Origin of the sequence: Streptomyces yunnanensis, from assembly GCF_029011865.1 — a bacterium.
In the GTDB taxonomy this organism is placed as follows: Bacteria; Actinomycetota; Actinomycetes; order Streptomycetales; family Streptomycetaceae; genus Streptomyces; species Streptomyces yunnanensis.
On sequence record NZ_CP095749.1, the window covers coordinates 9,178,192 to 9,205,168 of the forward strand.

Genomic DNA, 26,977 nt, shown 5'->3' on the forward strand with positions numbered 1-26,977 from the left:
TGCAATTACATTCGAGTCGAACGTCATTGCATCAGTAAGTGCAGCGGCACGTGCGGCTGCACATGGTGCCTGGTCAGACACCTGAGCACGGAGCAAGGGAGTGGCGTGATGCAGCAGTTCGACAACGGCGTGGCCGCGGACCTGATCGAGGGTGCGGTCTGGAGGAAGAGCCGGCGCAGCGCGCCCGGGGGCGACTGCGTCGAGGTCGCCCGGCTCGCCGACGGCGGCTTCGCCGTCCGCAACTCCCGTGATCCGCACGGGCCGGCGCTGATCTACACCCACGCGGAGCTGGCCGCGTTCGTCGGCGGCGCCAAGGACGGCGACTTCGACGGACTGCTGAGCTGATCCGAGCCGAACCGGGCGGATGCGGGGCGGGCCCACCGCGCGGCGGGCCCGCCCCGGCGACGAGCCGATGGCGCATTTCTGTACCTGACGGCCGGTAAATGCGACACTTGAGGTATCAACACTGTCGCTCACGGGAGTTGGGATGACCGCCATGATGCGGCCGGACGGCGAGCTGTCGATAGCGCGTTACCTGAAGGAGCCGCAGGTGGGGCCCACCGCCGCGCGGATCGTGCTGGGGGCCCAGCTCCGGAGGCTGCGCACGGGTGCCGGCATCTCGCGGGAGGACGCGGGCAAGGCGATCCGTGGTTCTCACGCCAAGATCACCCGACTCGAAAGAGGACAAGTCGGCTTCAAGAGACAGGACTTGGTCGATCTGCTGACGCTGTACCACGTGCTCGCCCCGGAGCGCCGGGACGACTACTTCGAGCTCGCGGACCAGGCCAACTCCGCCGGCTGGTGGCACGAGTACAGCGACGTCCTGGAGGACTGGTTCGAACTCCACCTCGGCCTGGAGGAGGCCGCCGCGCTGATCCGCACCTACCAGGTGCAGTTCCTGCCCGGCCTGCTCCAGACCGAGGAGTACGCCCAGGCCGTCACCCGTATCGGCTACCCCAACGCCCCGCAGGAGAAGGTGGACCGCCTGGTCGCGCTGCGGATGGAGCGCCAGAAGCTGCTGACCAGGACCGATGCCCCGCGGCTGTGGGCGGTGGTGGACGAGGCCGTGCTGCGCCGGCCGTTCGGCGGCACCGAGGTGATGGTCGCCCAGCTCCAGCACCTGCTCAAGGCCGTGCAGATGCCGAACGTCACGCTGCAGATCGCGCCCTTCAGCGTGGGGGCCAACGCGGCGGCCGGCGCGCCGTTCAGCATCCTGCGGTTCGCCGAACCGGAACTGCCCGACAAGGTCTATCTGGAGCAGCTGACCAGCGCTCTGTACCTCGACAAGCAGGAGTCGGTCGACCAGTACACGGCCGTGATGGACCGGCTGTGCACCGAGGCCAACACGCCACAGGAGACCGCCGACTTCCTGCACCGGCTGATCGACCAGCTCGGCTGAGCCGGATACCGGTCACGGCCCCGCGCAGTCGGTGAACCGCACCGCACCGCACCGCCTCGCCCGCCCCCATCATGCGCCCCCGCCCAGGAAGCCGTACCACTCCTCCAGTCGGTCGGCCACCGCCGCCAGGGAGAACTCCGCGGCGATCGCGGTCCGTCCGGCCGCCGCCCGGTGCTCCCGCAGTGCCCCGTCGTCCAGGAGCCGTAGCACCGCCTCGGCCAGCTGTTCCGGCGACCCGTCGGTCACCTCGGCCGCCCCGTGCCGGCGCAGCGCGGCGGCGATCCCGCAGCCCTCCGTGCAGACCACCGGGGTGCCCACGGCCAGCGACTCCAACACGCTCATCGGGAACGGCTCGTCGACGCCGGGCAGCACGTACACGGTGGCCCGTGCCAGGCGCCGCACCGCCGCGTCGTGATCCAGCGCGCCGCCGTACGCCACCACCCCGCCCAGCCCCTGCTCGGCCACCACCTGCCCGACCGCGGCCAACCGCCCCTCGTCCGCGCCGTAGACGGCGAACGACACCTCCGGATGCTTGGCGTGCACCAGCGCCGCCATCCGCACGAACGCCTCCGGCCGCTTGCGGGCCTGGAGACGTGCCAGGAACAGCACCTCGGCAGGGCTCCGCTCGGCACCGCCGGGCTCCGGGATCCGCACGCCGTTCGGCAGCCGCACCAGGCGCGGTCCGCCCGGTCCGAGCACCTCCCGCAGCCCGGCCTCCTCCTCGTCGGTCAGCACCAGCACCGCGGCCGCCCGCCGCAGCAGGGGGACGTAGAGCCGGTCGAAGAGCCTGGCCAGGACCGTTCGACGGGGCTGCACCATGCCGTGCGTCTGCGCCAGGAACGGCCGGTGGCGGGCCACGGCCACCGAGAGCGCCGCCAGCGACACCAGACCGCGCCCGGCGTGCAGCTGGAGCACCTCGGCGCGGCCGACCCGCCGCCACAGCAGCGGCAGCAGACCGGGGTGGAACAGGCCGAGGAGGCCCTGCCCCGGTACGAGGGTGCGGGCGGGCCGGGCGCGCAGCGGCACTCCGTCCACGGTGTCCGGCGGCGGTCCCGCGCCCCGCCACAGCGCGACCAGCTCGACCTCGTGACCCCGCGCGGCCAGTTCGCCGAGCTGACCGGTGGCCACGCTCACCGGACCGCCGTAGGCGCCGTCCCGGCTGACCAGCGTGACGACATGGGTGATCCTCATCGGCCGCCCCCGGCGGTGCGGACGGCTCCCGGCGGCACGTGCGCCTCCGGCCCGCACGGCGGATCCGCCGGTCCGGCGGGAGGCACGGTCCCCCGTGACGCGGCAGCTTCGAACAACCCCATGGCCCCCCACTCGGTCGTCCCGCATGTCCGGCGCGGTCGGCCCCCCGGTACGCGACCGCCTCCGTGATGGAGCTGAACGCTAGAGCACGGTGCGCCGCACGGCTGCGGTTTACCTCATTTGAGGACTGCTGTGGCTTGTTGTCGGCAGGTGTGCTGTGTCCGGATGTCGGCGCGTGCGCGCGGAGGTGGCGCATCACACCGGTGCGCGGCGGAACGCGACCGCTCAGCGCACCCACCACATCAGCGCACCCACCAGATCAGCGCACCGCCGAGGACGAGCAGCAGGCAGACACCGAGGTTGACCACCTTGTGGGCCAGGAACACCGCGGCGAACTCGCGGATCGTCGCGCTCGGCCAGAAGTACGCGGCGGTGGGGGAGCCGACGACCTGGCCGTTGACGCCGGCCTTCCGGGCCATCAACGCGGCCCGGAACGCGTGGTAGTTGTTGGTGACCACCACGCACCGGTAGTCCGGGTTCGCCTCCGCCATGAGCGCCCGGCTGAACCGCAGGTTCTCCTCCGTGGTCCGCGAACGGTCCTCGCGCACGATCCGGTCCGCGGGGAATCCCCGCTCGACGAGGTAGTCGGCCATCGCGTGCGACTCCGGAAGCTTCTCGTCCGGCCCCTGGCCGCCGGAGGTCAGCAGCAGCGGCGCGGACCCGCGGGCCACCAGCCGCTCGTACACCGCGCGCCCCCGCTCCAGCCGGCTCGCCAACAGCGGCGGCACCTTCGACCCGCCGATCAGCCCGGAGCCGAGCACCACCACGTAGTCGGCCTGCCGCCGCACCGGCAACCGCCCGTAGAGGAAGGCGTATCCCACGAAGCAGAGGAAGAGGAACGCCACATAGCCGACCAGCCCGACGGTGGTCGCAGCGATCACCAACAGGCCGGCCGTCTGCCGGACCACCGCGGCGATCAGCAGCGCGATCACGCCGAGAATCCCGAGCCCGGCGAGCAGCGACAGCAGATTGGCCGGGCGGCGGCCCTCTTTGCGCACCATCGTCACGCCGTTGGCGATCAGGAAGCCGGCGAGGACCACCGTCCCGAGCGCCGGCAGTACGAACAGGGCCACGCCGGCGACCAGTCCCCACAGGGGGTGCGACCGGCCGAGGGTGCCGACGACCGCCAACAGCCCGAAGACCACGGCCAGTCCCAGATGGACGGCGTTGCCGAACCGCCGGCGGTCGCGGCGCACGCCGAGGCAGAAGAAGAGGAAGAACAACATCGCGGGGGCATAGGCCAACATGCCCGCATCGTAGACAGCGTGCGTGGGTACATGATCCTTTCGTTACCGGACGCGGACCAGTTGCCGCCGACTCGTGACGCCCGTGCACGGGCCCGGCCCGGAAACGGTCATCGGTGCCCATCCCGGGCATCCGGTGACCAGCAGGCGGACGCACTTATTACAGTGACCGCATCAGACCGGCGATCTATGACCAAGTGAGGTAATCGCGAACATGCCGACCGAAACGTTTGAGTTTCAGGTAGAGGCCCGTCAGTTGCTCCAGCTGATGATCCACTCGATCTACTCGAACAAGGACGTCTTTCTCCGCGAGCTCGTCTCCAACGCCTCCGACGCGCTGGACAAGCTGCGGCTGGCCGCGCTGCGCGACGACGCACTCGACGCCGACGTCTCCGACCTGCACATCGAGCTTGAGATCGACAGGGAGGCCCGCACCCTCACGGTGCGCGACAACGGCATCGGGATGTCGTACGACGAGGTGGGCCAGCTTATCGGCACCATCGCCAACTCGGGCACGGCCGAATTCCTCCGCGAGCTGCGCGAGGCGAAGGACGCGGCCGGCGCCGAGGGGCTGATCGGCCAGTTCGGCGTCGGCTTCTACTCCGGCTTCATGGTGGCGGACGAGGTCACCCTGGTGACGCGGCGTGCGGGCGAGACGAAGGGCACCCGTTGGTCGTCCCGCGGCGAGGGCACGTACACCCTGCAGGAGGTCGACGACGCGCCGCAGGGCACCTCGGTGACGCTGCACCTCAAGCCGGCCGACTCCGACAACCAGCTGCACGACTACACCTCGGTGTGGAAGATCAAGGAGATCGTCAAGCGGTACTCGGACTTCATCACCTGGCCGGTGAAGCTGGTCGGGGAGGCCGCGGGCGAGGGGGACGCGGGCGAGGGGGACGCGCCGGCCGAGCCCGAGACGCTGAACTCGATGAAGGCGCTGTGGGCGCGGTCGCGCGACGAGGTGTCCGAGGACGAGTACCACGAGCTGTACAAGCACATCAGCCACGACTGGCGCGACCCGCTGGAGACCGTCCAGCTGCAGGCAGAGGGGACGTTCGAGTACCAGGCCCTGCTGTTCGTCCCGTCGCACGCCCCGCACGACCTGTTCACGCAGAACTTCCAGCGCGGGCTCCAGCTGTACGTCAAGCGCGTGTTCATCATGGACGACTGCGAGGCGCTGCTGCCGCCGTACCTCCGCTTCGTCAAGGGCGTGGTCGACGCCCAGGACCTCTCGCTCAACGTCTCCCGCGAGATCCTGCAGCAGGACCGGCACATCCTGATGATGCAGCGGCGGCTGACGAAGAAGGTGCTGGCGTCGGTCAAGAGCATGAAGGCCGACGACGCCGAGCGCTACGGCACGTTCTGGCGGGAGTTCGGCGCGGTGCTCAAGGAAGGGCTGGTCACCGACTCCGACAACCGTGACGCGCTGCTCGCGGTGTCGTCGTTCGCGACCACGCACGGCGAGGACGAGCAGGTCACGCTGGAGCAGTACGCACAGCGGATGCCGGACGAGCAGGAGGCCGTCTACTACATCACCGGCGAGTCCCGGCAGAGCATCGACAACTCCCCGCACGTGGAGGCGTTCCGGGAGCGGGGCATCGAGGTGCTGCTGCTCACGGACCCCGTCGACGAGGTGTGGGTCGACGTGGTGGGCGAGTTCCAGGGCAAGCGGCTGCAGTCGATCGCCAAGGGGGAGATCGACCTCGGTGCGCAGGGGGACGAGAAGTCCGAGGGCGAGCGGGAGAAGCAGGCCGAGGAGTTCGCGGGCCTGCTCGGCTGGATGACCGAGCAGTTGGCCGAGGACGTCAAGGAGGTGCGGCTGTCGTCGCGTTTGACGGTGTCGCCGGCCTGCATCGTCGCGGACGCGGACGACCTGACGCCGGCGCTGGAGAACATGTACCGGGCCATGGGGCAGGAGGTGCCGCGCACCAAGCGGATCCTCGAACTCAACCCCGCCCACCAACTGGTGAAGGGCCTGAACCAGGCGCACGGGGAGCGCGAGGACCGCTCCGAGCTCACCGAGACCGCCGAACTGCTCTACTCCTTGGCCGTCTTGGCTGAGGGCGGCCGGCCGGCCGACCCCGCACGCTTCGTGAAGGCGGTGGCGGACCGCCTGGGTCGCAGCCTGTGAGCACGCTCCGCGCATGAGGGCGTCCGCCGGTGGGCTCGATGGCCTGCCGGCGGACGCCCTCCCGCATGCGACGACGCCTATCCCATGCTCTTGGCGCCGTCCAGGGACTCCCGGATGATGTCGGCGTGGCCGGCGTGCTGCGCGGTCTCGGCGACGATGTGCATCAGCACCCGCCGGGCCGACCACTGCGCGCCGGGCTCGAACCAGGGGGCCTTCGGCAGCGGCCAGGCACTGTTCAGGTCGGGCAGGGTGACGACCACGTCGTCGGTCCGGCGGGCCACTTCCTCGTATGCGGCCAGCACACCGGCCAGCGTCTCGCCCGGCAGCATCCGGAACTGGTCCGCCCGGCGGGCCCAGTCGTCCTCGGTCATCGCCGTGAAGTCCGGCATCGCCGACGGACCGTGCAGGATGAAGTCCACCCAGTGCCGCTCGACGGCGGTGACGTGCTTGATCAGGCCGCCCAGGCACAACGCGCTGGCGGTGCTGCGCCGCCCGACCTCCTCGTCGGTGAGGTCACGGGTCGGGAAGCGCAGGAAGTGCCGGTGCTTGGCCAGCGTCTCAAGCCATTCGGCGCGCTCGCCGGTGACGGCCGGGGCCTCGGGCAGGTCGCGGGTGGACGCCTCGGTGTCGGTCATGGTCTCCGCCTTTCGGTGTTCTCGTTCCGCCGATGAGGACCACGTTAGGGACGAAGTAGGTCAGGTTCTGTCCTAGTCGTGACGCGTGAGTGTTCCGGCTGCCGCAGGCGCGGGGCGGCGGCAGTGCGGCGGCCCTCGCGCGCGTCTCCCGCTCCGTGCGACACACGTCCGCCACAAACCCGTGACACATATCCGGGAATCAGACGCCAACCTGAGCTGTTTCCAACCGACATGACCGTTGGAGTTGCCCTCAATCCGATCGACCCCACCAACCAGATCGACGCGAGCGTGCAGCTCGCCAGGGAGGCCGCCGCCGCAGGGCTGCGGTCCGTCTGGTTCGGCCAGACCTTTGGTGCGGACTCGCCCCAGCTCGCCGCGATCGCCGGCCGCGAGGTGCCCGGACTGCACGTCGGGACCTCCGCCATCCCCGTCTTCGGCCGGCACCCGCTGGTCGTCTCCAGCCAGGCGCAGACCGCGCAGGCGGCCACGCACGGCCGCTACCACCTCGGACTCGCCCTCGGTACCAAGCTCCTGACCGAGGGCGGCTTCGGTATCCCCTTCGAACGGCCCATCGCCCACCTGCGGGAATTCCTCACCGCACTGCGGCAGTTGACCGAGACCGGCAGCGCCGACTTCCACGGCGAACTCCTCACCGCGACCACGCCGGTCCCCGCCCGGGTGCCGGGCGCGGAGTCCGGCGTCCCGCTGCTCGTCGCCGCGATGGGCCCGCAGGCGCTGCGGGTCAGCGGCGAGCTGGCGGACGGCATCCTGCCGTACCTCGCCGGCCCCCGTGCCCTCGCCGAACACATCGTCCCGGCCGTCACCGCCGCCGCCGAGGCCGCCGGGCGCCCCGCGCCCCGGATCGTCGCCCTCGTCAACGGCGTGGTCACCGACGACGTCGAAGCGGTCCGGGCCAAGGTCGCCGAGAACCTGAGGTTCTACGAGCAGGTCCCCTCCTACGCCCGGTCCATCGAGCTGTCCGGCGGCCGGCGGGCCGTCGACGTCGCGGTGATCGGCGACGAGAAGGCGGTCGCCGCCGAGGTGCAGCGCTACCGGGACGCCGGGGCGACGGAGGTGGTGTTCGTGGGGACCGAGGTCGCCGGCGACGCCGACCGGCGTCGCACCTGGGAGCTCCTGGGCACCCTGGCGGGCTGACCGGAGACCCCGCCGGAGAAAAGCGGATGCGCCGGCCGCGCGCCGACCGCTACGGTGACGGCATGTCCACGCCCCGAATTTCCTAGCCGAGGAACCGCTTCCACGCCAGAAGTGTGTCCTCGTGCTTTTTCGGAGCGTTACCCCATGATCACCGTTCGCGATGTCGAGCTGCGTGCCGGCGCCCGCCTGCTGCTGTCCGACGTTTCCTTCACCGTCTCGCCCGGCGACCGGATCGGCCTGGTCGGCCGCAACGGCGCGGGCAAGACCACTCTGCTGACCGCGCTCGCGGGACGGGCCGAGCCCGCCGCCGGGACCATCACCCACACCGGCCCGGTCGGCCACCTCGCCCAGGACTCCCGCGCCGCCGACCCGGCCGGGACGGTCCTGGACCGGATCCTCGCCGCCCGCGGGCTGGACACCGCCCTGCGCCGCCTGCGCGCGGCCGAGTCCGCAATGGCCGACGCCGACGACCCCCGCGGGCTGGAGCGGGCGATGGCCGCCTACGCCCGCGCGGAGGCGGCCTTCCAGGCCGGCGGCGGATACGGCGCGGAGGCCGAGGCGGCCCGGGTGGCCGCGGGGCTGGGCCTGCCCGAGCGGGTGCTGACCGGCCCCGTCGGCGCACTGTCCGGCGGCCAGCGGCGCCGCGTCGAGCTGGCCCGCATCCTGTTCGCCGGACACGACGGCACGCTGCTGCTGGACGAGCCCACCAACCACCTCGACGCCGACTCCCTCACCTGGCTCCGCGCCTTCCTCGCCGCTCACCAGGGCGGCCTGGTGGTGATCAGCCACGACACCGGCCTGCTCGCGGACGTCGTCAACCGCGTCGTCCACCTCGATGCCACCCGCGCCACGATCGACCTCCACAACACCGGCTGGGCCGCGTACCTCGCCCAGCGCGCGGCGGACGCCCGACGCCGGACGCGCGAACGGGCCAACGCGGAGCGCAAGGCCGCGGCCCTACACACCCAGGCCGAGAAGATGAAGGCCCGTTCGGCGACCGCCGTGATGGCCAGGAGCATGGCCCGCCGGGCCGACCGCATGCTCGCCGAGCTGGAACCGGCCCACCGGACCGAGAAGGTCGCCAGGATCCGGCTGCCCGAACCGCAGCCCTGCGGCCGGATGCCGCTCGGCGCGATCAGCCTCGCCAAGTCCTACGCCGACCACCAGGTCCTGACCGGAGTGGACCTCGCCGTGGACCGGGGCGCCCGCCTGGTGATCCTGGGCCTGAACGGCGCCGGCAAGACCACCCTGCTGCGGATCCTCGCCGGCGCGGTGGCCCCGGATGCCGGTCGGGTGGTGCACGGTCGGGGACTGCGGATCGGCTACTTCGCCCAGGAGCACGACACCCTCGACGGCGCCCGCACGGTCCGGGAGAACCTCTCCGCCGCCGCTCCGCACCTCACGGACGACGACGTCCGGCGCGTGCTGGGGGCGTTCCTGTTCACCGGGGACGACGCCGACAAACCGGTCGGGGTCCTCTCCGGCGGCGAGAAGACCCGGCTGGCGCTGGCCGGCCTGGTCCACTCCGGGGCCAATGTGCTGCTCCTGGACGAGCCGACCAACAACCTCGACCCCGCCTCGCGCGACGAGGTGCTGGCCGCGGTCGGCTGCTACCCCGGCGCGATCGTGATGGTGACCCATGACGCGGGCGCCATCGACGCCCTGCGCCCCGACCGCGTGCTGCTCCTGCCGGACGCGGACGAGGACCTGTGGAGTGAGGAATACCGGGACTTGGTGGCCCTTTCCTGACTGATCCGGAATTGTCGCGATCAGCCCGTAATCCCCTGGTGTGAACGGGACGGGCCCCGGACCGCATCGGCGGCCGGGGCCCGGGATTCCCTGTCCCTCACCTCACGGCGTGGGCGTGGCGGAGGGCGCGGGCGAGGCCGGCGCCGCGGCCGCCACCTGACGTGCCTCCTTGGTCACCAGGGCGGTGAGCTTCTTCGGCGTCAGCTGGGTCGCCGGGTCGGCGAGGGTGTGCCCGTTGAGCTGCACGACCGGGACCGGCCCCAGCCCCGAGGCGGCGTAGGTCTCCTGGGACTTCTTCACCCATCCCTGGCGCTGGTTGCGGTCCAGGCACAGGTCGAAGGTGTCGTGCTCGATCTTCCCGGCCTTCTTCGCGATCTGCTTGAGGAGCTTGCGGTCCTTCAGGCCATCGGTCTTGGGGTCCGGCTGGTGCTGCCACAGCTGGTCCATGAACTGGGGGAAGCGGCCCTGGTCCTGGGCGCAGGCGGCGGCCTCGGCGGCCTCCTGCGCGCCGGTCCCGCCGTACTGCCGGTCGCTCCCGGTGACCAGCCGGTAGTTGATCTCGACCTGGCCGGACGCGAGGAGCTGCGAGAACGTGCTGGCGTACTGCTGGGCGAAGGCGCGCGACTCCGGGCTCCGCGGGTCCTCGTACACCGTCAGCGTGACCGGGACGGTCGGCTTGACCGGCAGGTCCAGCTTTGTGGCGTCGGACGTGCCCACGGCGCCGGAGGGCGGCTCGACCGTCGTCGCCTCGCCGGCGCGGGAGTACTGGCCGACCACGGTCGCCGCTCCGCAGATCACGGCCAGGCCGACGATCGTCACCGCGTAGTTGCGCCAGTTGCCGCGGGAGCCCTTTCTCGTCGTGTCGCTGCCGTTGTCGTTCTTCTCTGCGGAGGCCACCATGCGCACCCTTTCACCAGGCAGATCTCTGTGCTCGCCGACGGCGTCGTTCGCCGTGCCGCGCCGCCCTCAGCCGTCCCCGCGCGGAGCGGATGGCAGCTGTGGCACCGCACAGTGTGGCAGCTTCCGCTGTCTGCTCCGGGGGCGGGGCCCTGGGCACCCCCGTCCCGGCACCGATGACGGGACAGGGGCTGCCCGCCCCGGCCGGGACCGCGCGAGGCGTGCCGAAGGTCAGGACGCGGCGGCGACCGGTGCGGATTGCGTGAGCCTGCGCAGGGCGAGCAGCCCGCCGATGCCGGGGAGACAGGCGAGGACCAGCGACCGGGCGGTGCGCTGCGGGTCGCAGGCGACGGCTCCGACGGTGAAGAGGTAGGCGCAGCCGTGGAGCGGGCCGGCGAGCGAGGAGACGGCCGGCAGATGGGCCGTCGCGAGGTTGGTCAGGAGGACGCACAGGGAGATCAGTTCGACCGTGGCGGCGGTGCGCAGCGGGCGGCGGGGAGGCGGCGGAACGGGCACGTCATGCTCCTGTGGACGAACCGGGGCGGACGATCATGAGGACGGTCACCGTCGCCCAGAGAAGGTTGAACAGGCCGGTGAACATGGCCAGCCGCGATGTGGCGGCCCGGTCCGTGGCCACCGGTTCCGCACCGTCGAGGGCGGTCAGCAGCGCGTCCTGCCGCGGCAGCACCAGCACGACCAGGACGCCGGTGGCGACCGCGGTCAGGGCGATGGACGTGAGCAGCCAGCCGTCACCGAGGACTCCCATGGCGGAGGCGGTGGCGAAGCCGAACACCGGCACGGCCGTGCCGACCACGGCGTACAACCGGCAGATGCGGTGCAGCAACCGCACGGTGCCCACCGCCTCCGGCCGGCCGGCGCTCCCGTGGCCGCCCGCCCCGGCGCGGCGGACGGCGGGTGGGAACATGCTGGCGGCGACGGTGACCGGGCCGATCGCGACGAGGGCGGCCAGGACGTGCAGCGAGAGCAGGATCTTGGTCATCGGGCGCCGCCGTCACAGGGCGAGCGTCGGGACGGCACCGGTGGCCGACCAGACGGTGCCGCGCCGCTCGTGGGCGAAGATCCGCTCGACGGCGTGTGCCACCCGGGGGCCGATCTCCCGCTCGACGAGATGGAGCGCCAGGTCGAGACCGGAGGTGACGCCGCCGCTGGTGACGAGGTCGCCGTCGTCCACGACCCGGGCATCGATGTGCTCGGTGCCGGTAGAGGCCAGCACCTCCCGGCCCATGTGGTGGGTGTTGACCGGACGCCCCGTGGTGAGCCCCGCCATGGCCAGGATCAGCGAGCCGCCGCAGACCGTCGCGACCAGCGTGTCCGGCCGGGCCAGCGCCGCGCCGACCAGGCGCGGCAGATCGGTGTCGAGGGTGCGGCGCAGGCGGGCCGCAATGGTCCGCGCCCGCTCCTCCTCGCTCAGCCCCGCCGGGTCGCGCAGGTCGCCCACCGCGCCGGGCAGGACCACGAGGTCGGCGCGCTCCGGGTCGAGCGCGGCGGCGGCCCGCAGGGACACGCCCGCCAATCCGCTGGGGACCTCCCGCGGCCCCTCGGCGCTGACCAGCTCGGTGCGGACGGCGCCCGCGGTGAGTTCACCGGCGCAGTGCAGCACCTCGTAGGGCGCGACGACATCCAACGGGTCGAACCCGTCGAACAGGACGAACTGGGCGAGCATGCGGTACCTCTTCTCGTGTCGTGATCACCAGTGCCCGACCCACGGTAGGAAGGCCGGCGAGGCCCGCACAGCGGCTGGAATGACAACTTTCCACGGGTTCTCGCCAACCCGACGACACGCACCTGCGCGGCCGAAATGGCCTGTGACCAGGGACTCTGATCGATGGCGGGAATCCCTCTATGGTGTGGCCATGCATACGGTGGCCATTCTCGTCCTCGACCACGTGGTGCCGTTCGACATGGCGGCACCCCTGGAGATCTTCGGCCGCACCCGGCTGCCCGACGGACGCCGCCCCTACCGGACGCGGGTCTGCGCGCCCTCGCCGCAGGTGCGGACCGAGGGCTTCGCCCTGCACGTCGAGTGGGGACTGGAAGCTCTGGCGGAGGCCGACACCGTCATCGTGCCCGGCTGCTCGGAGCAGGCCCCCGCGCCGCACCCGGAGGCACTGCGGGCACTGCGCGCCGCGGCGGCGGCCGGGACGCGGATCGCCTCGGTGTGCGCGGGGGCCTTCGTGCTGGCCGAAGCGGGCCTGCTGGACGGTCTGCGCGCCACCACGCACTGGGCCGCGGCGGCCGAACTCGCCCGCCGCTACCCGCTCGTCGACGTCCAACCCGATGTGCTCTACGTCGACAACGGCCAGCTGCTCACCTCGGCCGGCGCCGCCGCGAGCATGGACCTGTGCCTGCACATGATCCGGCGCGACCTCGGCTCGGCGGTCGCCGCCGACGCCGCGCGGATGTCCGTCATGCCGTTGGAACGGGAGGGCGGCCAGGCGCAGTTCATCGTCCACGAGCATCCGCCGGTGCCGCAGGGCTCCACGCTCCAGCCGGTCCTCGACTGGATCGAGGACCACCTCGCCCGCGAGATCACCCTCAAGGCGATGGCGAACCGCGCCGGTATGAGCGAGCGGACCTTCAGTCGCCGCTTCCGCGAGCAGACCGGCAGCACCCCGTTGCAGTGGGTGCTCCGGGCCCGGGCGCGCCGGGCCCAGTACCTCCTGGAGAACACCGACCACCCCGTCGAACGCATCGCCCACCAGGCCGGGTTCGGCTCGCCCACCGCCTTCCGCGAACGGTTCCGCAGGGTGGTCGGGACCACCCCGCAGTCCTACCGCACCGCCTTCCAGGGCCGCCCCACCGCATCTCAGGACCGGGGCGGCGTCCAGACGTAGGGCGTGGTGGTGGTCACCGCGTGGAAGCCCAGCCGGCGCAGGATCGGCGCGCTGTCGTCGGAGGCGTCGACCTGGAGGTACCGCACGCCGCGGGCGACGGCGAGTTGGGCGCGGGTGGCGACCAGCGCACGGTAGATGCCCCGGCCGCGCCACTTTGGCAGCGTCGAACCGCCCCACAGGCCGGCGAAGTCGGTGCCCGCACGGAACACCGACCACGCCGCGCAGACCACCTCGCCGCCGGCCTCCGCCACCAGGACGGTGATCTCGTCCGGGGCCGCCGCGACCCGGCTGATCAGGTCGTCGGCCAGCCAGCCCCAGTCCTGGTCCCAGACGGCCGTCTCCATGGCGGCGATGCGGTGCATGTCGGCGTCCGCGGTCACCCGGCGCAGAGCCACGCCGGCCGGGAGGACCGGGGCCGCGGCCATCTCCTCGGCCCGGCCGACGAGGACGGTCTCCCGCTCCTCGGGGACGAAGCCCGCCGCGCGCAGCCGGTCGGTGAGGTCGGCGGGCAGGTCGTGCCCGCGGGTCTTCCACTCCACCGCCTCGCCGCGGGCCGCGAAACAGTCGCGCTGGCGGGCGATCAGCCGGTCCAGTTCGGCACCGCCCACGCCCAGGTCCCGTGGCGCGCTGACGAAGCCGCGGAACTGGCCGACGACCCGCAGCAGCGGGCCGTCCTGCTCATAGGTGACTCCGATGGGAGGGGTGGGCGGCACTCCCCGCATCTGCTCGTCGTAGGCCGCGAGCAAGCCGTCGATATCCGTCACACAAGAGACAGTACGGACGGTGGCAACTGGATTTCCGGGGCCGTCCACGCCGGGCCGGGCGACGGGCGCGGCGGTCGCCGCGATGATCGACACTCACTCAGAACCCCACAGGAGACACGCAGATGACCTTGACCACCGGGATCACGACCCTGGAGACCACGACCGTGCGGGGCCTGCGACTGTCCTACGCGGACCCCGGCGGGCCGGGAACGCCGGTGCTGGCCCTGCACGGGCACTTCGGGCGGGCCCGGGCGTTCGCCGACCTGACCGCCGCGCTGGCACCGGAGTTCCGGGTGATCGCCCTGGAACAGCGTGGCCACGGCCACAGCGCACGCGCCGACGACGTCTCGCCCGACGCCTACGTCGCCGATGCCGCAGCGTTCGTGCGGGCACTGGGGCTGGGGCCGCTGCCGGTGCTCGGCCACTCGATGGGCGGCGTGGTGGCCTTCCGGTTGGCGGCGCACCACCCCGAGCTGGTCCGGGCGCTGGTCGTCGAGGAGGGCGGCGCCCTCAACCGTCGGCCCGCGGTGGCCCATCCGGTCCTGGACGTCCGGGACTGGCCGCGCCGCGCGCCGACCCTGGGCGCCCTGCGCCGCCAGGTCGAGGCGCACGGCATCCCGGACGCGAGCTACTTCCTGGAGAGCGCCGTCGAACGCCCCGACGGCTGGGGATTCCTCTTCGACCACGCGGACATGGTGCGGTCCCAGGAGGCGCTGATCGGCGACTGGTGGCCCGACTGGCTCGCCACCACCTGCCCGGCGCTGCTGTTGCACGGACTGGACAGCTTCGTCCTGCCGACCGCGATGGCCCGGGAGATGGCGGAGCGGCGACCGGCCACCACCCTGCGGGAGTTCCCCGGGTGCGGCCACTGGCTGCACGACGACGATCCGGCCGGATTCGCCGCGGCGGTACGGGAGTTCCTGACCGCGCTGTGAGGCGCGGGGCGGCCCGCGAGGCCGGGCCCGTCGCCCCGCGGGCGTGCTCCGGCCGACGGCTCCTACCGGCCGAGCAGCCCGTCCAGGATGCGGCCGTACAGCCAACGCGCCGACCGGGTCGCCAGGGGGCCCAAGGGCCGCGGGAGCCCGCGCGGGCGCACCTCTCCGCGCCAGACGACGCGGCAACCCCCGGCCCGGGCCTCCACCTCGAACTCCGCCCACCCGGCGACGGCCCGCCCCCGCTTCTCGATCCGGCACCGACCCGCCGTCGCCCCCGCGGCGCCCGCACCGGGCGGCTCCCACCGCACGACGCGCATCACGTCGTCGAACCCGAGCGGACCGAGGCCGGTGCGGGCGACGAACGTCGTCCCCACCCGGGTGGGCGGCGGCGTCGTCACGGTGATCGTGGTCAGCGGCACATGCGCGGAGTGGGCCGCCCAGTGCGTCAGCCGTCGCCAGGCGGCGTCGGGGGAGAGAGGCGCGGTACGTTCGATCCGGAACACTGCCACCGCCCCATGCTACGAGCCGGCGGTCCAACACCCGGCTCCGCCAGCGCCGATGGGTCCGAGAAGAACGTCCGGGAGACCGCGTCGCCGCGCCCGGCCGCCGGAAAGGAACCGCCACCACCATGCGCAACCTCACCGCCCACGGCACGACGGAGGGCTCCCGATGACCGCCGACGACGCCGTACTGCTGCGCACCGAGGGCCGGGCCGCCTACCTCACCCTCAACCGTCCCCGGGCGCTCAACGCCCTCACCCACGCCATGGTCCGCCGGATAGATCAGGCGCTCACGGCGTGGGAGTCCGACCCGGCCGTGGAGACCGTCGTGCTCACCGGGGCCGGCGAGCGCGGCCTGTGCGCCGGCGGCGACATCCGTGCCATCCACGACGACGTCCGCGCCGGGGGCGGCGCGGCCTCGGCCGCTTTCTGGCGCGACGAGTACCGCCTCAACGCCCGCATCGCGCACTACCCCAAGCCCTACGTCGCCCTGATGGACGGCATCGTGATGGGCGGCGGCGTGGGCCTGTCCGGGCACGGCCGCGTCCGCATCGTCACCGAGCGGTCCCGGATCGCCATGCCCGAGACCGGCATCGGGTTCGTCCCCGACGTCGGCGGCACCCACCTCCTCGGCCTGGCACCGGGCGAACTCGGCACCCACCTGGCGCTGACCGGCGGGCAGATCGGCGCCGGCGACGCCCTGCTGTGCGGCCTCGCCGACCACTTCGTGCCCATCGCGTCCCTGCCCCGGCTGATCGCGGACCTCGCCCATGTCCCCGCGCACGAGGCCGTCGGCCGGTACGTCCAGGAGGCGCCGCCGGGCGAACTCGCCGCGCGCCGGCCGTGGATCGACGCCTGCTACGCCGCCGACACCGTCGAGGAGATCCTCCGGCGGCTGCCGACCGACGAGGACCAGGCCGCCAAGGAAGCCGCGGAGACCCTGCACAGCAGGTCGCCGACCTCCCTCAAGGTCACCCTCGCCGCACTGCGCCGGGCCCGCCGCCTGGGCTCCCTGGAACGCGTCCTGGACCAGGAGTACCGGATCTCCTACGCGGCCCTGACCGCTCCCGACCTGGTCGAGGGCATCCGGGCCCAGGTGATCGACAAGGACCGCAACCCCCGGTGGTCCCCGGCCGCGCTGTCCGAGGTGACCGACGCCGACGTCGCCCGCTTCTTCGCCCCGCTCGGCGACCGTGAACTGGGGCTCGCCGCCGAGCCCGCCCCACCCCGGGGCCGCCCGGACGAGGACCGCTGACCGCACCGTCGGCCGGGCGCCCCGGGGCACTCGGCCGACGGGCGCCGGGTCACAACTCCCGCGTCATGAAAGCGCTGTTCGGGTCGGGCCGGTAGTCCGCGAACGGTTCGCAGGGCACGAACCCGAACGTCTCGTCTCGCGCGATGTTCACGATGGACGTGCTCCTTGACGTCGGGGTGGTCGCGGGGCCCCTCCTCTCCCGGCCGCGTCACGGCGCTGAACGGGCACGGCGACGGGCGACGGCCGGGCGCCGCCCGCCCGGGTCACTCGCTTCCGGCGGGCGGCTCCGCGAGCGGGAACAGGACAGCCGTGGGGGCCGTGGGGGAGCGGGCCGGGTGTGCCGCCTGTGCGGGCGGCGGCGCGGCCGTGCCACCGCGGTTCACCCGGCCGGGGCGCGCCGGCGTGCCTGGTGGTGCGCCGCCGTTCACGCTGGTGGCGCAATGTCCCGCCCGTGCGAGCGAAGCCGGAGACCTCGATGCCCCACCCGATACCCGTGTCCGAGGACAGCCGTCCGGAAGTGACCGGCAAGGTCCCCGACGATCTGCTCCGGGTCGGTGACCTGGACCCGGAGACCCTGACGGAACTGCTGGACCTGGCGGCGGCGATGAAGCAGGAGCCGCTGGGGTGGGAGCGCGATCTGCGCGGCGGCGCCATCGGCTGCCTCTTCGAGAAGCCGTCCACCCGGACCCGGGTGTCCCTCGCCACGGCCGCCCAACGGCTCGGCATGTCGGCCATCGTCCTGAACCGCGACGAGATGCAGCTCGGTCACGGCGAGACCGTCGCCGACACCGCGTGCGTCCTGTCGTCGTTCCTCGACGCCGTCACGGTGCGCACCTTCGACCACGCCACGGTCGAGCAGATGGCCGACGCCGCGACGATCCCGGTCGTCAACGCCCTCTCCAACACCCACCACCCGTGCCAGTCCCTGGCCGACCTGCTCGCGCTGCGCGAGCGCTTCGGTGCCCTGGCAGGACTGACCGCGACGTTCCTCGGCGACGGCACGAGCAACACCTGCAACTCCTTCCTCGCGGCGGCTGCGGCGAGCGGAATGCACCTCACCATCGCCAGCCCGCCCGAGTACGCGACCGACGCACACGTCCTCGCCGAGGCCCGCGAAGTGATGGCACAGACCGGCGGTTCGGTCACGCTGACCACCGAGCCGATCGACGCCGTCCGCACCGCGCAGGCCGTCTACGCCGAGGTGTGGGTGCCCATGGACAAACCCCACGAGCGCGAGGAGCGCGCCGCGCGCCTGGCCGCCTACCGGGTGGACGACGCCCTGCTGGCCCGGGCCCCGCGGGAGGCGGTGGCCCTGCACTGCCTTCCCGCCGTCCGCGGGGAGGAGATCACCTCCGCGGTCCTCGACGGCCCCCGGTCCCTGGTCTGGAACCAGGCGGCCAACCGCCTGCCCACGGCCCAGGCGGTCCTCCACACCCTCATCACCACCAACCGTCAGCGCACGGTCTGACCGCCGGCGCGGCGACCCCGGCTAGGTCGTTTCGGGCCCGTCGGGGGAGGCGACGTACTGAGCCACCCCGTTGCCGAGCGACCCGTCGATCGACTGGTTCTCCGTCAGGGTGACGAACACGTTGCGCGGCTCGGTGCCCGCGTACTCCCACGCCAGTTCGGCGATCCGCCGGTAGAGCGCCTGCTTCTGCTCGTCCGTGCGACCCGCACGCAGGGTGATCGCGACGTAGACGATGCCGTCGTCGCGCTGCACGCCGAAGTAAGTGCCGTGGCGCAGCGTGCTGTTGACCCCGTCGTGGCCGACCAGGACCTGGAAGTGGTCGTCCGGCGGGATGCCGATCGTCTCGATCAGGGCGTCGTGCACGGCCCGGCCGAGCGCGCCGAGCCGCTCGCCGTCGGCCCGCAGTGCGTCGATGCGTACGAACGGCATGCCGATTCTCCTCGCGGGGTCGATGCCGGCACGCGGCCGGCGGTGTCGTCAGCGGCGAGTGTACATACTAGTAGTTACAGCGCCCGTGAGAGGCCCGCCTCGTCGAGGTCGAAGGGGGCGGGGGAGCGGCCGTCCCAGATGCGACGGGAGGACTGTTCGGGATAGCGCACGGTTGCCGAGGGGGCGTCCAGGACGCGGGTGAGTTGCCGATCGGGACGGTAGGCGGCCCACCCGGGATCGCCGGTGGTCGCGAAGCGGATCCACGCCTGCTGGAGTTCCCGCGACACCGCGACCGCCTCCGCGGAGGGCGGCTCGCCGAGGAGTTGGCCGCCGACGGGGCTGTCCAGCGTGCCGAAGGCCAGGGGGACGTCGAGGCTGTGGCAGGCGCCCAGGGCGCCTCCGAGGCCGGGGGCGGCCAGTTCCAGCTCGAAGAGGAACGAGGTGCCGCCGGCCGCGACGTTCGCCTCGGCCAGGTGCAGGGACGGCATCCGGAAGAGGGCGTCCGAGTACACCGTCTCCACCAAGGTATCCGGGGTGGCCCGCGGGTGGGCGGCGCGGTAGGCGTCCGCGCCGTCCGGCCCCGGGGCGAAGAGCTCCAGGGCGGTGTCGGCGTCCCGGTCGGTGAACCGGCCCAGCCGCCCGCTCATGACGCTGAACAGCCGGAACTCGTCGCGGGTGTGGCCGACGAGGAGTTCGACCCCGTCCGCGCGACCACTCGACAGCGCGGGCCAGGGCGTCTCGGTGAGGACCTGCCCGTCTATGACGGGGCAGACGGCGACGCCGGTCCGGGCGAGCCGGCCCCAGTGCGGGTGGTGGTCCGCGAGGTCGGTACCGAGGGACGTGACCGCCTCGGCCAGTGCGCCGGGGGTGACGTCGGCGAGGGCGGTGGCGGTGGGCGCCGTGCCCAGTCGGTCCGCGAGGGCGGCGGCGACCCGTGCGGCCAGGGCGGGGGTGCAGTGGTTGCCCGGCACCGAGTGGGCGATGGCGCGTCGGAACAGGCCGCGCGCCGACGTCATCGTCAGCAGGGCGGCGACCGACCCCGCGCCGGCGGACTGTCCGGCGACGGTGACGCGGTCGGGGTCCCCGCCGAAGGCCGCGACGTTCCGCCGCACCCAGTGCAGCGCCGCGATCTGGTCGAGGAGTCCGCGGTTGGCCGGGGCGCCTTCGAACAGCGCGAACCCCTCGGCGCCTACCCGGTAGTTGATGCTCACCACGACGAGCCCCGCGCCGGCCAGCGCCGCCGGGTCGTACATCGGGTCGCCGGAGGTCCCCGAGACGAAGGCGCCGCCGTGGATCCACACCAGCACCGGCAGGCCCGCCGCTCCCGGATCGGGTGTGCAGACGTTGAGCGTCAGCCAGTCCGTGCCGTCCGTCGCAGCTGCCGGAGCCGGCCCGGACTGCGGCGCCGCCGGGCCGAACTCCGTGGCGCGACGCGTCCCCGCCCAACGCGGCGCGGGCCCGGGCGCCGCGAAGCGGAGCGCGCCAACCGGCGGTGGGGCGTAGGGAATTCCGCGGAACACCGCGTTCCCGTGCTGCCGGAACCCCTGCACCGCGCCTTCCGTGGTGCGCACCCTCGACCCTTCGGACATATCGCTTCCCTCCGTCGTTCCGCTCGTGCCTCCCAGGGTTATAAGCCAGCTGTATTATGTCAACCGTATGGAAAAAGAATGCGCGGATCTCACGGTGCCGCACGCCGTGCGGACCGTGCCGCATAAGGTGGCCCACCGTGGAACACGCATCGGACCTGGCGGACGACGACCTCGCGAAGATCGTCTGGGAGAAGACGGAACGGCCCGTGGCCCGGGGAGAGGCCGGCCGCCTGCGGGAACTGGGTTCGGTGCTGACGGACCGGCACGCGACAGCGGTGGAGCGGGCTCGGTCCTACGAGCGCAGCCTGGCCCACATCATGCGGGCGCTCGCGCTCAGCCCCGGCCGGGACAACGTCGCGCAACTGCTGGAACTCCTCAACGAACAGCGCACGTCCACCACGTCCCCCGGCCTCCCGCTGCCCGCCATCGCCTCGTTCCTGGCCGAGGGGCAGCGGGTCGCGGACCTCGCCGAGCTGGTCTTCGACGGGCGTGCCCTCGACCGGCCCGCGGAACTGCGTGCCTGCCTCTTCCACGAACTGGTGCTCCGCGGCGTGGACATCGACGACTTCCTGCCGCTGCGGTTCTGGCCCCTCCGTCGGGCCGGCTATCACCCGCTGAGCTGGCTGCCGGTGGACCGCCGGGCGTTCGAGGCCGACGCCGACTTCCCGAGCCGTTCGACGCACGGCGGCGCCGGCGGCATGGACACCGGGATCCCCGGTGAGGGTCGTATGGACCCGCCGGTACCCCGGACGACCGTGCGCTCCGCGCTGCGCGACACCGCCACCAGCGAGCGGTACGAACAGGTCACCGCGGCGGTGACGGCGGGTGGTTGGGGCGCCGGCGGTGCCTGGGTCTTCGACCTGGACGCACCCGCCGCCCCCGAGGACATCCCCGAGCTGCTCCCCACCCTGCCCCTGGGATGTCTGGACGGGCTCGGTCCCACCGACCGCTTCGAGATCGCGCTCCGCCCCCTCGACGCCGTCTGGCGCCTGCTCTTCGCCACCGCGTCGATGGGAGGCATGTACAGCGACGGCGCGCACGGCGCCTACGGGCGGTTCGCGGCCTGGCAGTCGCTGGCCGGCCTGACGGGAGCACCCAGGGGCGCCGACGCGGACGAGGTGGCACAACGCGCCCTGCACAGCACGTGGTTCCACTTCGAGGCCGACGCGGAGTGGTTCCACAACGAGATCTACGACTACGGCCTCGCCTGCCTCTCACCGGACCGGCGGGGCCTGGCGATCCTCGCCGCGACGGACACCGACTGAGCCGCCCGACGCCGGTTCCCGTCCGCGCGCCGGGGCAGGTCAGGGGATCAGCCGCTGTTCCTTCGCCGCGGCGACCGCGCCGGCCCGGGTGTCGACGCCGAGCTTGGCGTAGATCCGCACCAGGTGCGTCTTGACGGTCGCCTCGCTGATGAACAGGGTACGGGCGATCTCGCGGTTGCCGAGCCCCCGGGCGAGCTGGCCGAGGATGTCCAACTGGCGCTCGGTGAGCGCGGCATGGGGCTTGCGCACGCGCTCCATCACACGGTTGGCCGCGGGCGCGGACAGCACCGCCCGCCCCTCCGCCGCCGCGGCGACCGCCGCGAACAGCTCCTCGGGCCGCTCGGCCTTGAGGAGGTAGCCGGTCGCACCGACCTGGACGGCACGGGTGACATCGGCGTCGGTGTCGTACGTGGTGAGCACCAGGACACGGGTGCCCGGCACCTCGGCGACGATACGACGGGTGGCCTCGATCCCGTCGATGCCGGTGCCGAGGCTGAGGTCCATCAGCACCACGTCCGGACGTTCCTTGGCGGCGATAGCCAGCGCCTCCTCGCCGGTGGCCGCCTCCCCGACGACCTCGATGCCCGGGTCCGCCGACAACAGGGCGCGCAGCCCGGCCCGGACCACCGCGTGGTCGTCGCAGAGCACCAGGCGCACCCGCCGGCCGGGCGCGGCGGCGTCTGCGTCGGGGGAGTGCGGGATGCGGGTCATGCGGGTCGCTCCTCGTCCGGGCCGACCGCCGGACCGCTCGCCCGCAGCGGTACGGCCGCGGACACGACCGTACCGTCACCGGGGTGGGACTCGACGGTCAGTGTGCCGTCGAGCTGCCGCAACCGGACTTCCATGGCGCGCAGGCCGTGGCCCCGATGGGGCGCCGGCCCCTGCGCGCCCTGCTGGCCCGGGGTGAAGCCGCAGCCGTTGTCGGCGATGTCGAGGACCACGTCCTCGTCGAGGTAGCTGAGGGTCAGGACGGCATCGCTGGCGTGCGCGTGCTCGCGCACGTTGGCGACGGCGCCCTGCGCCACCCGCAACAGGCCCGCCTCGACGGCCGGCGGCAGCGGAACGGGGTCGCCGTCGATCCGGAAGCGCACGGTCGGACCGCCCGTCCGCGCGTCCCCCGCGGTGCCCTCGGCGGCCGCCCCGGCGGCGGTCTCGCGGCGGGCCAACGCCCGCAGGGCCTCGGGCAGCCCGCCCCCGCCGGAGAGGTCGGCGGGCGCCAGGTCGTGGACGAACCGGCGTGCCTCGACGAGGTTGCGTTCCGCGATGTCCGAGGCGGTGGTCATGTGCCGGTGGGCCGCCTCCGGGTCAGCCGCCCAGAGCCGCTCGGCGGCCTGGAGCAACATCCGCTGGCTCGACAGTGCCTGGGCGAGCGTGTCGTGGATCTCCAGCGACAGTCGTTCGCGCTCGGCCAGCATGCCGGCCCGCCGCTGGCTGGAGGCCAGTACGCGGCGGGTCCGGACCAGGTCCTCGATGAGCGAGCGTTGCCGGGCCGCCTGCCGCTGCATGTGCGTGAACACCGTCGCGGCCAGGCCGGCGACCACGGGCGGCACGACGATCAGCAGCGGGTCCGGACCGTTGATCCGCACCTGGGCGACCACCACCAGGACCGTCAGCACGGTGACCAACGCGAGCGCGGCCCGCGCCGGAAGCAGTTGCAACGCCGTGTAGACGATCGCCACCGCGCTCCAGGCGAAGCTCGGTGCCTGGAGCACCAGGGCCACCCAGCCCAGGACGAAGACGCCGAGCCAGGCCCGCCGCCACCGGGGTGCGATCGCCCCGTCCACAGCCGGCCTCCCCACGTACGCCACCGCCAGCAGCGTGGTGAGCGCGATCACCCACCAGGTGCCGGGGGCGCCGGGATGATGGGTCAGGAAGCGGGCCATCGCGGCGATCAGCAGCAGGACGAAGGAGGCCGAGATCACCGCCTCCATCCCGCGGCCGGCCAGACCGACCGCGGGGTCCATCCGCGGTTCGCCGTCCGCCGCTCCGGTACGGCCACCGCTCACGTGCTTCACGTCCATCCTTGATTCGTAGCCCGGTTTCCGGCCCCCACCCGTCATCCGATCGGTTGACACCGACGTCATCCATGATGCTCCGCGACGCCATCCGCTCCGCGGACCGCTGCCGGCCCTGCGCCGCCAAGGATGGAAGCACCGCAATCGCTGCGGACCGCGGGGCCGGCCGGCCCCGCGGTCGAGGAAGAGGAGCAGTTCCCATGCAGATGCCGTCCAAGCGGGCCCGGATCATCGGCGGCGCGGCAGTGCTGGCCGCGATCGGTGTGACCGCCGTCGGTGCCGTCGCCGTCGCGGCCCCGGACGCCAACGCCCAGAAGCCGGGCGCGGCCCCGGCCGCCCAGGCGGAGGCCCAGAACGTGGTCGCCACCGACCACCTGACCGTCCACGCCGCCGCCAAGGCGGCGCAGGCCGCGCTGGACGCCGCGGAGAAGGCCGACCAGCACGTGTCGGTGTCCGTGGTGGACCGCAACGGCAACACCGTCGTCACGCTGCGCGGCGACGGCGCCGGCCCGCAGTCGTACAAGGCGGCCGAGGAGAAGGCGTTCACCTCGGTGTCGTGGAACGCGCCCACCTCGGCCCTGGTCAAGCGGCTGGAGCAGGCGCCCACCCTGAAGGACATCCCCGGCACGCTGTTCCTCGCCGGTGGGGCTCCCGTCCAAGCCAAGGGCGCCCCGATCGCGGGCATCGGCGTCGCGGGCGCGCCCAGCGGCGACCTGGACGAGCAGTTCGCCCAGGCCGGCGTCGCCGCGCTCGGCAAGTGACCCGAACCCGCCGGTCGGCGGGTCGACGTCGCCCGTGGCCGAGCAACCGGCCGACACCCGGGCGGAGTTGAGGGGCACATCCGGGGCGCACCCTCCCGCGACAGCGCGGGGCGGAGCGCCCCGGTCTTCTCTTCGGCAGTGCCGCGTGCGAGGCTGTTCGGCAAGATCATTGCGCCGCGCGGCCGCCGGGCCGCCCCACCGCTGGAGGATGCCCGATGAGCCGGAACCGGACCGTACTGGTGACGGGAGCCTCGCGCGGCATCGGCCGGGCGATCGCCGCGGCCTTCGCCGCCGACGGCGACCGGGTCGCCCTGCACTACGCGTCCCGTCGGGCGGCCGCCGAAGACGCCCTGCAGGCCCTGGAGGGCAGCGGCCACGTCCTGATCCAGGGGGACGTCAGCACCCCCGACGGCGCGGCCGCCGTGGTCGCCTCGGCCGTCGAGGCGCTCGGCCCGATCGACGTCCTGGTCAACAACGCCGCGGCCAACGTCCCGCACCCGCTGGACCGCACCTCCTTCGAGGACTGGCAGGACGCCTGGCGGCGCATCGTGGACGTCAATCTGCTGGGCGCGGCGCACGTCACCTACTGCGCGGCCCGGAACATGATCGACCACAAGGTCGAGGGCCGCATCGTCAACATCGGTTCCCGCGGCGCCTTCAAGGGCGAGCCGGACCACCCCGCCTACGGCGCGACGAAGGCCGCCCTGCACGCCATGGGACAGTCGCTCGCCGTCTCCCTCGCGCCGCACGGCATCGCGGTCGCCTCCGTCGCCCCCGGCTTCGTCGCCACCGAACGGGTCGCCGACCGGATCACCGACGCCGTCGAGCAGCAGAGCCCGTTCGGTCGGGTTGCCACCCCCGAGGAGATCGCCGCCGCCGTGAAGTACCTCGCCTCGCCCGAGGCGGTCTGGTCCTCCGGCGCCGTACTGGACGTCAACGGGGCGTCATACCTGCGCTGACTCCGCCGCACCTGACGCACCGGACGGGCGGGTGGCGTAGCCGAGTGCGGTGGGGCTCAGCATCTCCTCGACCACGTCGAGGAGTTCCAGCAGCGCCTCCGCGATCGTGTCCGGCTTCTCGCCGGCCACGATGCGCCGCCCGATCTCGCCGTAGACCAGGGAGTGGAACCAGCCGATCTGACCGGCGACCACGCGGGGCGTCTGATCGTCGGGTGCGGCATCGGTCTCCTCGGCCAGGACGGTGCCGAGCGCCTCGGTCATCTGCCGGCCGAGGTCCTCCAGGCGGGCGGTGAGGGTGGGCGCGGCCCGCATCATCTCGAAGACCCGGCCGAAGCCCGTGGACAGGCCCACCCTGCGGTCGCGTCGCCGCAGTTCGGCGCGGAGCTGTGCGAGGACGGCCCGGGCGGCGGACTCACCGGGCTCGCGGGCGCGGACGATGTCGGCGAGCCGCTGCGGGGACGCCTGGTCCGGCGGCAGGACCAGGTCCTCCTTGGACTCGTAGTAGTTGTAGAGGGTGTTGACGGAGACGTCCGCGGCCGCGGCGACCTCGGCGATGGTGACGCGGTCGAAGCCGCGCTGCACGAAGAGGCCGAGGGCCACTTCGGAGATGCGTTGCCGTGTCTGCCGCTTCTTGCGTTCCCGCAGCCCTTCACCCATGCGGCAACCCTAACCCGGTAGCCGAACCGCACTGCATCTTTGCAGTCCCTTACGGTTTCCTCCGCCCGCGCCCACCCCCCCCCGGCCCGTTAGCCCGTCCGGGTGACTGCGGGCCGTTCGGACCCGGCCTCGTGCGACGTGCGCAAGTCTCGTCCCCGTCGGGATTTCTTCTGTCCGCGGGACTCCGGGTGAAGTCGTGGAGGCGTGGGTTGTCTTGGGCCGTGGCAGCCGATCCGCGTGTGCGGGCGTCCATGGGCGGAGCGGAGTTCGCCGAGCGCGAGGCCGAGGCGCCGGCCGGGCTCGTCCGCGTGCGGGCCGGCACAGAGAGCCCACCGGTACGACGACATGTGGCCCGGCCCGGCGCATCAGGTGCCGGGCCGGGCCACCGCTCAGAAGTCCCAGCTCTGGCTCGCCGCTCCGTTGCAGCTCCAGCTCACCAGGAGTTGGCCGTTCTCGGGCCGGCCGCCCAGGATGTCGAGGCACTTTCCGTTCATCCGGCTACGGATCTCGTTGCCGTTCCGGAACCATCTCTGGTTGCTGCCGCCGTCGCAGTCCCACATGCTCACCGAACCCAGGTCGCCCTGGGCGAAGGCGTAGATCTCAAGGCATTTTCCGTTCAGGCCGGAACGGATCTGCTCGCCGTCCCAGCGCCACTGCTGATTGGTGTTGCCGGTGCAGTCCCACGTCACGGTGGAGGCGCCGTTCTCCTGATGGAACGCGAAGACGTCGGCGCACCTTCCGTTCAGGTTGGACCTGAGCAGCGGTGCCGCGGCGAATGCCGGCGGGCCCGTCAAGGTACCGCCGACTGCGAGCCCGATGGCCGCCAGCAGCGGCAACAGCCGTTTCGCGGTTTTCATGCTTTCCCTCCCTATGGCCGGTGCGCGGTTGCGCTGGCCCCTGTCTAGCCGCTGAGGGTTGTCCGGGGCCGGGACGCGGACGCCGGACAACAACAGCCGGACAACCACCCGCCCCGCATCGCGGCTGCGGAGAGGCTCCAGAAAGGA

General features: G+C 72.9%; 27 protein-coding genes. 12 read left to right on the forward strand and 15 right to left on the reverse strand.

The genetic code is table 11. From position 1 onward, the window contains the following. Window positions 1-108 precede the first annotated feature (108 nt). Window positions 109-345 (forward strand): DUF397 domain-containing protein, encoded by a 237-nt coding sequence (locus MOV08_RS40340; RefSeq protein ID WP_039639206.1) that lies wholly within the window; start codon window positions 109-111, stop codon window positions 343-345. Between the two features lie 142 nt (window positions 346-487). Beyond that, window positions 488-1,399: a helix-turn-helix domain-containing protein gene (locus MOV08_RS40345; RefSeq protein WP_039639207.1), complete on the forward strand. Its 912-nt coding sequence runs from the start codon at window positions 488-490 to the stop codon at window positions 1,397-1,399. Between the two features lie 69 nt (window positions 1,400-1,468). On the opposite strand, the gene MOV08_RS40350 is transcribed toward MOV08_RS40345, so the two are convergent. Together MOV08_RS40350 and MOV08_RS40355 are read right to left on the reverse strand one after the other, a co-directional pair. Next, window positions 1,469-2,590, reverse strand: a complete 1,122-nt coding sequence (locus tag MOV08_RS40350) for a glycosyltransferase (protein ID WP_275311144.1) — start codon at window positions 2,588-2,590, stop codon at window positions 1,469-1,471. 362 nt (window positions 2,591-2,952) lie between these two features. Further along, a complete protein-coding gene (locus MOV08_RS40355) occupies window positions 2,953-3,957 on the reverse strand; it encodes a YdcF family protein (protein ID WP_039639210.1) in 1,005 nt (334 codons plus the stop codon). A 211-nt stretch (window positions 3,958-4,168) separates the two neighbouring features. Between MOV08_RS40355 and htpG the strand changes: the two genes are divergently transcribed. Then, the gene (gene htpG / locus MOV08_RS40360; protein ID WP_275311146.1) at window positions 4,169-6,085 is read left to right on the forward strand and encodes a molecular chaperone HtpG; all 1,917 of its coding nucleotides are present in this window, start codon (window positions 4,169-4,171) and stop codon (window positions 6,083-6,085) included. 77 nt (window positions 6,086-6,162) lie between these two features. Here htpG and MOV08_RS40365 read toward each other — a convergent pair whose 3' ends face one another. Further along, entirely contained in the window at window positions 6,163-6,720 is a 558-nt protein-coding gene (locus MOV08_RS40365) for a DinB family protein (RefSeq protein ID WP_275311147.1), read from the reverse strand. A 231-nt stretch (window positions 6,721-6,951) separates the two neighbouring features. Between MOV08_RS40365 and MOV08_RS40370 the strand changes: the two genes are divergently transcribed. Further along, entirely contained in the window at window positions 6,952-7,875 is a 924-nt protein-coding gene (locus MOV08_RS40370; RefSeq protein ID WP_275311148.1) for an LLM class F420-dependent oxidoreductase, read from the forward strand. 144 nt (window positions 7,876-8,019) lie between these two features. Continuing rightward, complete coding sequence (locus tag MOV08_RS40375; protein WP_275311150.1) at window positions 8,020-9,624, forward strand: ABC-F family ATP-binding cassette domain-containing protein; 1,605 nt, start codon at window positions 8,020-8,022, stop codon at window positions 9,622-9,624. 102 nt (window positions 9,625-9,726) lie between these two features. Here MOV08_RS40375 and MOV08_RS40380 read toward each other — a convergent pair whose 3' ends face one another. From MOV08_RS40380 to MOV08_RS40395, 4 genes are all read right to left on the reverse strand, one after another. Continuing rightward, a complete protein-coding gene (locus MOV08_RS40380; RefSeq protein WP_275311152.1) occupies window positions 9,727-10,524 on the reverse strand; it encodes a DsbA family protein in 798 nt (265 codons plus the stop codon). 228 nt (window positions 10,525-10,752) lie between these two features. After that, window positions 10,753-11,037 (reverse strand): DUF3817 domain-containing protein, encoded by a 285-nt coding sequence (locus MOV08_RS40385; RefSeq protein WP_275311154.1) that lies wholly within the window; start codon window positions 11,035-11,037, stop codon window positions 10,753-10,755. 1 nt (window position 11,038) lies between these two features. Next, window positions 11,039-11,521: a hypothetical protein gene (locus MOV08_RS40390; RefSeq protein WP_275311156.1), complete on the reverse strand. Its 483-nt coding sequence runs from the start codon at window positions 11,519-11,521 to the stop codon at window positions 11,039-11,041. A 12-nt stretch (window positions 11,522-11,533) separates the two neighbouring features. Then, window positions 11,534-12,205, reverse strand: a complete 672-nt coding sequence (locus MOV08_RS40395; protein WP_275311157.1) for a DJ-1/PfpI family protein — start codon at window positions 12,203-12,205, stop codon at window positions 11,534-11,536. A 190-nt stretch (window positions 12,206-12,395) separates the two neighbouring features. On the opposite strand from MOV08_RS40395, the gene MOV08_RS40400 reads away from it, so the two are divergent. After that, window positions 12,396-13,376 (forward strand): GlxA family transcriptional regulator, encoded by a 981-nt coding sequence (locus MOV08_RS40400; protein ID WP_039639225.1) that lies wholly within the window; start codon window positions 12,396-12,398, stop codon window positions 13,374-13,376. Here MOV08_RS40400 and MOV08_RS40405 read toward each other — a convergent pair. Continuing rightward, window positions 13,349-14,140, reverse strand: a complete 792-nt coding sequence (locus MOV08_RS40405) for a GNAT family N-acetyltransferase (RefSeq protein ID WP_275311158.1) — start codon at window positions 14,138-14,140, stop codon at window positions 13,349-13,351. The two genes, MOV08_RS40400 and MOV08_RS40405, sit on opposite strands and share 28 nt — an antisense overlap. A 122-nt stretch (window positions 14,141-14,262) precedes the next feature. Here MOV08_RS40405 and MOV08_RS40410 point away from each other — a divergent pair, with 122 nt between their 5' ends. Then, window positions 14,263-15,075, forward strand: coding sequence for an alpha/beta fold hydrolase (locus MOV08_RS40410; RefSeq protein WP_275311160.1), 813 nt, complete (start codon window positions 14,263-14,265; stop codon window positions 15,073-15,075). Between the two features lie 62 nt (window positions 15,076-15,137). On the opposite strand, the gene MOV08_RS40415 is transcribed toward MOV08_RS40410, so the two are convergent. Further along, window positions 15,138-15,584 (reverse strand): SRPBCC family protein, encoded by a 447-nt coding sequence (locus MOV08_RS40415; protein WP_275311161.1) that lies wholly within the window; start codon window positions 15,582-15,584, stop codon window positions 15,138-15,140. A 160-nt stretch (window positions 15,585-15,744) separates the two neighbouring features. On the opposite strand from MOV08_RS40415, the gene MOV08_RS40420 reads away from it, so the two are divergent. Together MOV08_RS40420 and argF are read left to right on the forward strand one after the other, a co-directional pair. Beyond that, window positions 15,745-16,830, forward strand: coding sequence for an enoyl-CoA hydratase/isomerase family protein (locus MOV08_RS40420; RefSeq protein ID WP_275311162.1), 1,086 nt, complete (start codon window positions 15,745-15,747; stop codon window positions 16,828-16,830). A 493-nt stretch (window positions 16,831-17,323) separates the two neighbouring features. After that, on the forward strand, window positions 17,324-18,298 hold the full coding sequence (argF, locus tag MOV08_RS40425) for an ornithine carbamoyltransferase (RefSeq protein WP_275311164.1): 975 nt from the start codon (window positions 17,324-17,326) through the stop codon (window positions 18,296-18,298). 21 nt (window positions 18,299-18,319) lie between these two features. Here argF and MOV08_RS40430 read toward each other — a convergent pair whose 3' ends face one another. Together MOV08_RS40430 and MOV08_RS40435 are read right to left on the reverse strand one after the other, a co-directional pair. Next, window positions 18,320-18,727, reverse strand: a complete 408-nt coding sequence (locus tag MOV08_RS40430; protein ID WP_275311165.1) for a tautomerase family protein — start codon at window positions 18,725-18,727, stop codon at window positions 18,320-18,322. Between the two features lie 74 nt (window positions 18,728-18,801). Beyond that, on the reverse strand, window positions 18,802-20,298 hold the full coding sequence (locus MOV08_RS40435; RefSeq protein ID WP_338057335.1) for a carboxylesterase/lipase family protein: 1,497 nt from the start codon (window positions 20,296-20,298) through the stop codon (window positions 18,802-18,804). A gap of 155 nt (window positions 20,299-20,453) precedes the next feature. Here MOV08_RS40435 and MOV08_RS40440 point away from each other — a divergent pair, with 155 nt between their 5' ends. Then, window positions 20,454-21,581: a DUF6183 family protein gene (locus tag MOV08_RS40440; protein ID WP_275311168.1), complete on the forward strand. Its 1,128-nt coding sequence runs from the start codon at window positions 20,454-20,456 to the stop codon at window positions 21,579-21,581. A 39-nt stretch (window positions 21,582-21,620) separates the two neighbouring features. Here MOV08_RS40440 and MOV08_RS40445 read toward each other — a convergent pair whose 3' ends face one another. Further along, window positions 21,621-22,292, reverse strand: coding sequence for a response regulator (locus MOV08_RS40445; protein ID WP_275311170.1), 672 nt, complete (start codon window positions 22,290-22,292; stop codon window positions 21,621-21,623). Further along, complete coding sequence (locus MOV08_RS40450; protein ID WP_420834255.1) at window positions 22,289-23,602, reverse strand: sensor histidine kinase; 1,314 nt, start codon at window positions 23,600-23,602, stop codon at window positions 22,289-22,291. Before MOV08_RS40450 ends, MOV08_RS40445 begins: the two co-directional genes overlap by 4 nt. A gap of 194 nt (window positions 23,603-23,796) precedes the next feature. On the opposite strand from MOV08_RS40450, the gene MOV08_RS40455 reads away from it, so the two are divergent. Then, the gene (locus tag MOV08_RS40455) at window positions 23,797-24,357 is read left to right on the forward strand and encodes a GlcG/HbpS family heme-binding protein (RefSeq protein ID WP_275311171.1); all 561 of its coding nucleotides are present in this window, start codon (window positions 23,797-23,799) and stop codon (window positions 24,355-24,357) included. A gap of 215 nt (window positions 24,358-24,572) precedes the next feature. Further along, window positions 24,573-25,316 carry an SDR family NAD(P)-dependent oxidoreductase gene (locus MOV08_RS40460; RefSeq protein ID WP_039639237.1) on the forward strand — a complete coding sequence of 248 codons (744 nt, stop codon included), beginning with the start codon at window positions 24,573-24,575 and terminating at the stop codon, window positions 25,314-25,316. Here the strand turns inward: MOV08_RS40460 and MOV08_RS40465 are convergent. Together MOV08_RS40465 and MOV08_RS40470 are read right to left on the reverse strand one after the other, a co-directional pair. After that, complete coding sequence (locus MOV08_RS40465; protein ID WP_275311172.1) at window positions 25,302-25,973, reverse strand: TetR/AcrR family transcriptional regulator; 672 nt, start codon at window positions 25,971-25,973, stop codon at window positions 25,302-25,304. The genes MOV08_RS40460 and MOV08_RS40465 overlap by 15 nt on opposite strands. Before the next feature lie 389 nt (window positions 25,974-26,362). Beyond that, a complete protein-coding gene (locus tag MOV08_RS40470) occupies window positions 26,363-26,830 on the reverse strand; it encodes an RICIN domain-containing protein (protein ID WP_039639240.1) in 468 nt (155 codons plus the stop codon). Between the last annotated feature and the right edge of the window lie 147 nt (window positions 26,831-26,977).

Excerpts from the sequence above, each read along its gene's own strand:
- MOV08_RS40430 (WP_275311165.1), bottom strand. The coding sequence starts at position 18,727 with ATGCCGTTCGTACGCATCGACGCACTGCGGGCCGACGGCGAGCGGCTC.
- MOV08_RS40350 (WP_275311144.1), bottom strand. The coding sequence starts at position 2,590 with ATGAGGATCACCCATGTCGTCACGCTGGTCAGCCGGGACGGCGCCTAC.
- MOV08_RS40450 (WP_420834255.1), bottom strand. The coding sequence starts at position 23,602 with ATGGACGTGAAGCACGTGAGCGGTGGCCGTACCGGAGCGGCGGACGGC.
- MOV08_RS40470 (WP_039639240.1), bottom strand. The coding sequence starts at position 26,830 with ATGAAAACCGCGAAACGGCTGTTGCCGCTGCTGGCGGCCATCGGGCTC.
- MOV08_RS40355 (WP_039639210.1), bottom strand. The coding sequence starts at position 3,957 with ATGTTGGCCTATGCCCCCGCGATGTTGTTCTTCCTCTTCTTCTGCCTC.
- MOV08_RS40455 (WP_275311171.1), top strand. The coding sequence starts at position 23,797 with ATGCAGATGCCGTCCAAGCGGGCCCGGATCATCGGCGGCGCGGCAGTG.
- MOV08_RS40390 (WP_275311156.1), bottom strand. The coding sequence starts at position 11,521 with ATGACCAAGATCCTGCTCTCGCTGCACGTCCTGGCCGCCCTCGTCGCG.
- MOV08_RS40370 (WP_275311148.1), top strand. The coding sequence starts at position 6,952 with ATGACCGTTGGAGTTGCCCTCAATCCGATCGACCCCACCAACCAGATC.
- MOV08_RS40395 (WP_275311157.1), bottom strand. The coding sequence starts at position 12,205 with ATGCTCGCCCAGTTCGTCCTGTTCGACGGGTTCGACCCGTTGGATGTC.
- MOV08_RS40410 (WP_275311160.1), top strand. The coding sequence starts at position 14,263 with ATGACCTTGACCACCGGGATCACGACCCTGGAGACCACGACCGTGCGG.
- MOV08_RS40420 (WP_275311162.1), top strand. The coding sequence starts at position 15,745 with ATGACCGCCGACGACGCCGTACTGCTGCGCACCGAGGGCCGGGCCGCC.
- MOV08_RS40445 (WP_275311170.1), bottom strand. The coding sequence starts at position 22,292 with ATGACCCGCATCCCGCACTCCCCCGACGCAGACGCCGCCGCGCCCGGC.
- MOV08_RS40460 (WP_039639237.1), top strand. The coding sequence starts at position 24,573 with ATGAGCCGGAACCGGACCGTACTGGTGACGGGAGCCTCGCGCGGCATC.
- htpG (WP_275311146.1), top strand. The coding sequence starts at position 4,169 with ATGCCGACCGAAACGTTTGAGTTTCAGGTAGAGGCCCGTCAGTTGCTC.
- MOV08_RS40375 (WP_275311150.1), top strand. The coding sequence starts at position 8,020 with ATGATCACCGTTCGCGATGTCGAGCTGCGTGCCGGCGCCCGCCTGCTG.
- MOV08_RS40465 (WP_275311172.1), bottom strand. The coding sequence starts at position 25,973 with ATGGGTGAAGGGCTGCGGGAACGCAAGAAGCGGCAGACACGGCAACGC.
- MOV08_RS40380 (WP_275311152.1), bottom strand. The coding sequence starts at position 10,524 with ATGGTGGCCTCCGCAGAGAAGAACGACAACGGCAGCGACACGACGAGA.
- MOV08_RS40400 (WP_039639225.1), top strand. The coding sequence starts at position 12,396 with ATGCATACGGTGGCCATTCTCGTCCTCGACCACGTGGTGCCGTTCGAC.
- MOV08_RS40365 (WP_275311147.1), bottom strand. The coding sequence starts at position 6,720 with ATGACCGACACCGAGGCGTCCACCCGCGACCTGCCCGAGGCCCCGGCC.
- MOV08_RS40340 (WP_039639206.1), top strand. The coding sequence starts at position 109 with ATGCAGCAGTTCGACAACGGCGTGGCCGCGGACCTGATCGAGGGTGCG.
- MOV08_RS40345 (WP_039639207.1), top strand. The coding sequence starts at position 488 with ATGACCGCCATGATGCGGCCGGACGGCGAGCTGTCGATAGCGCGTTAC.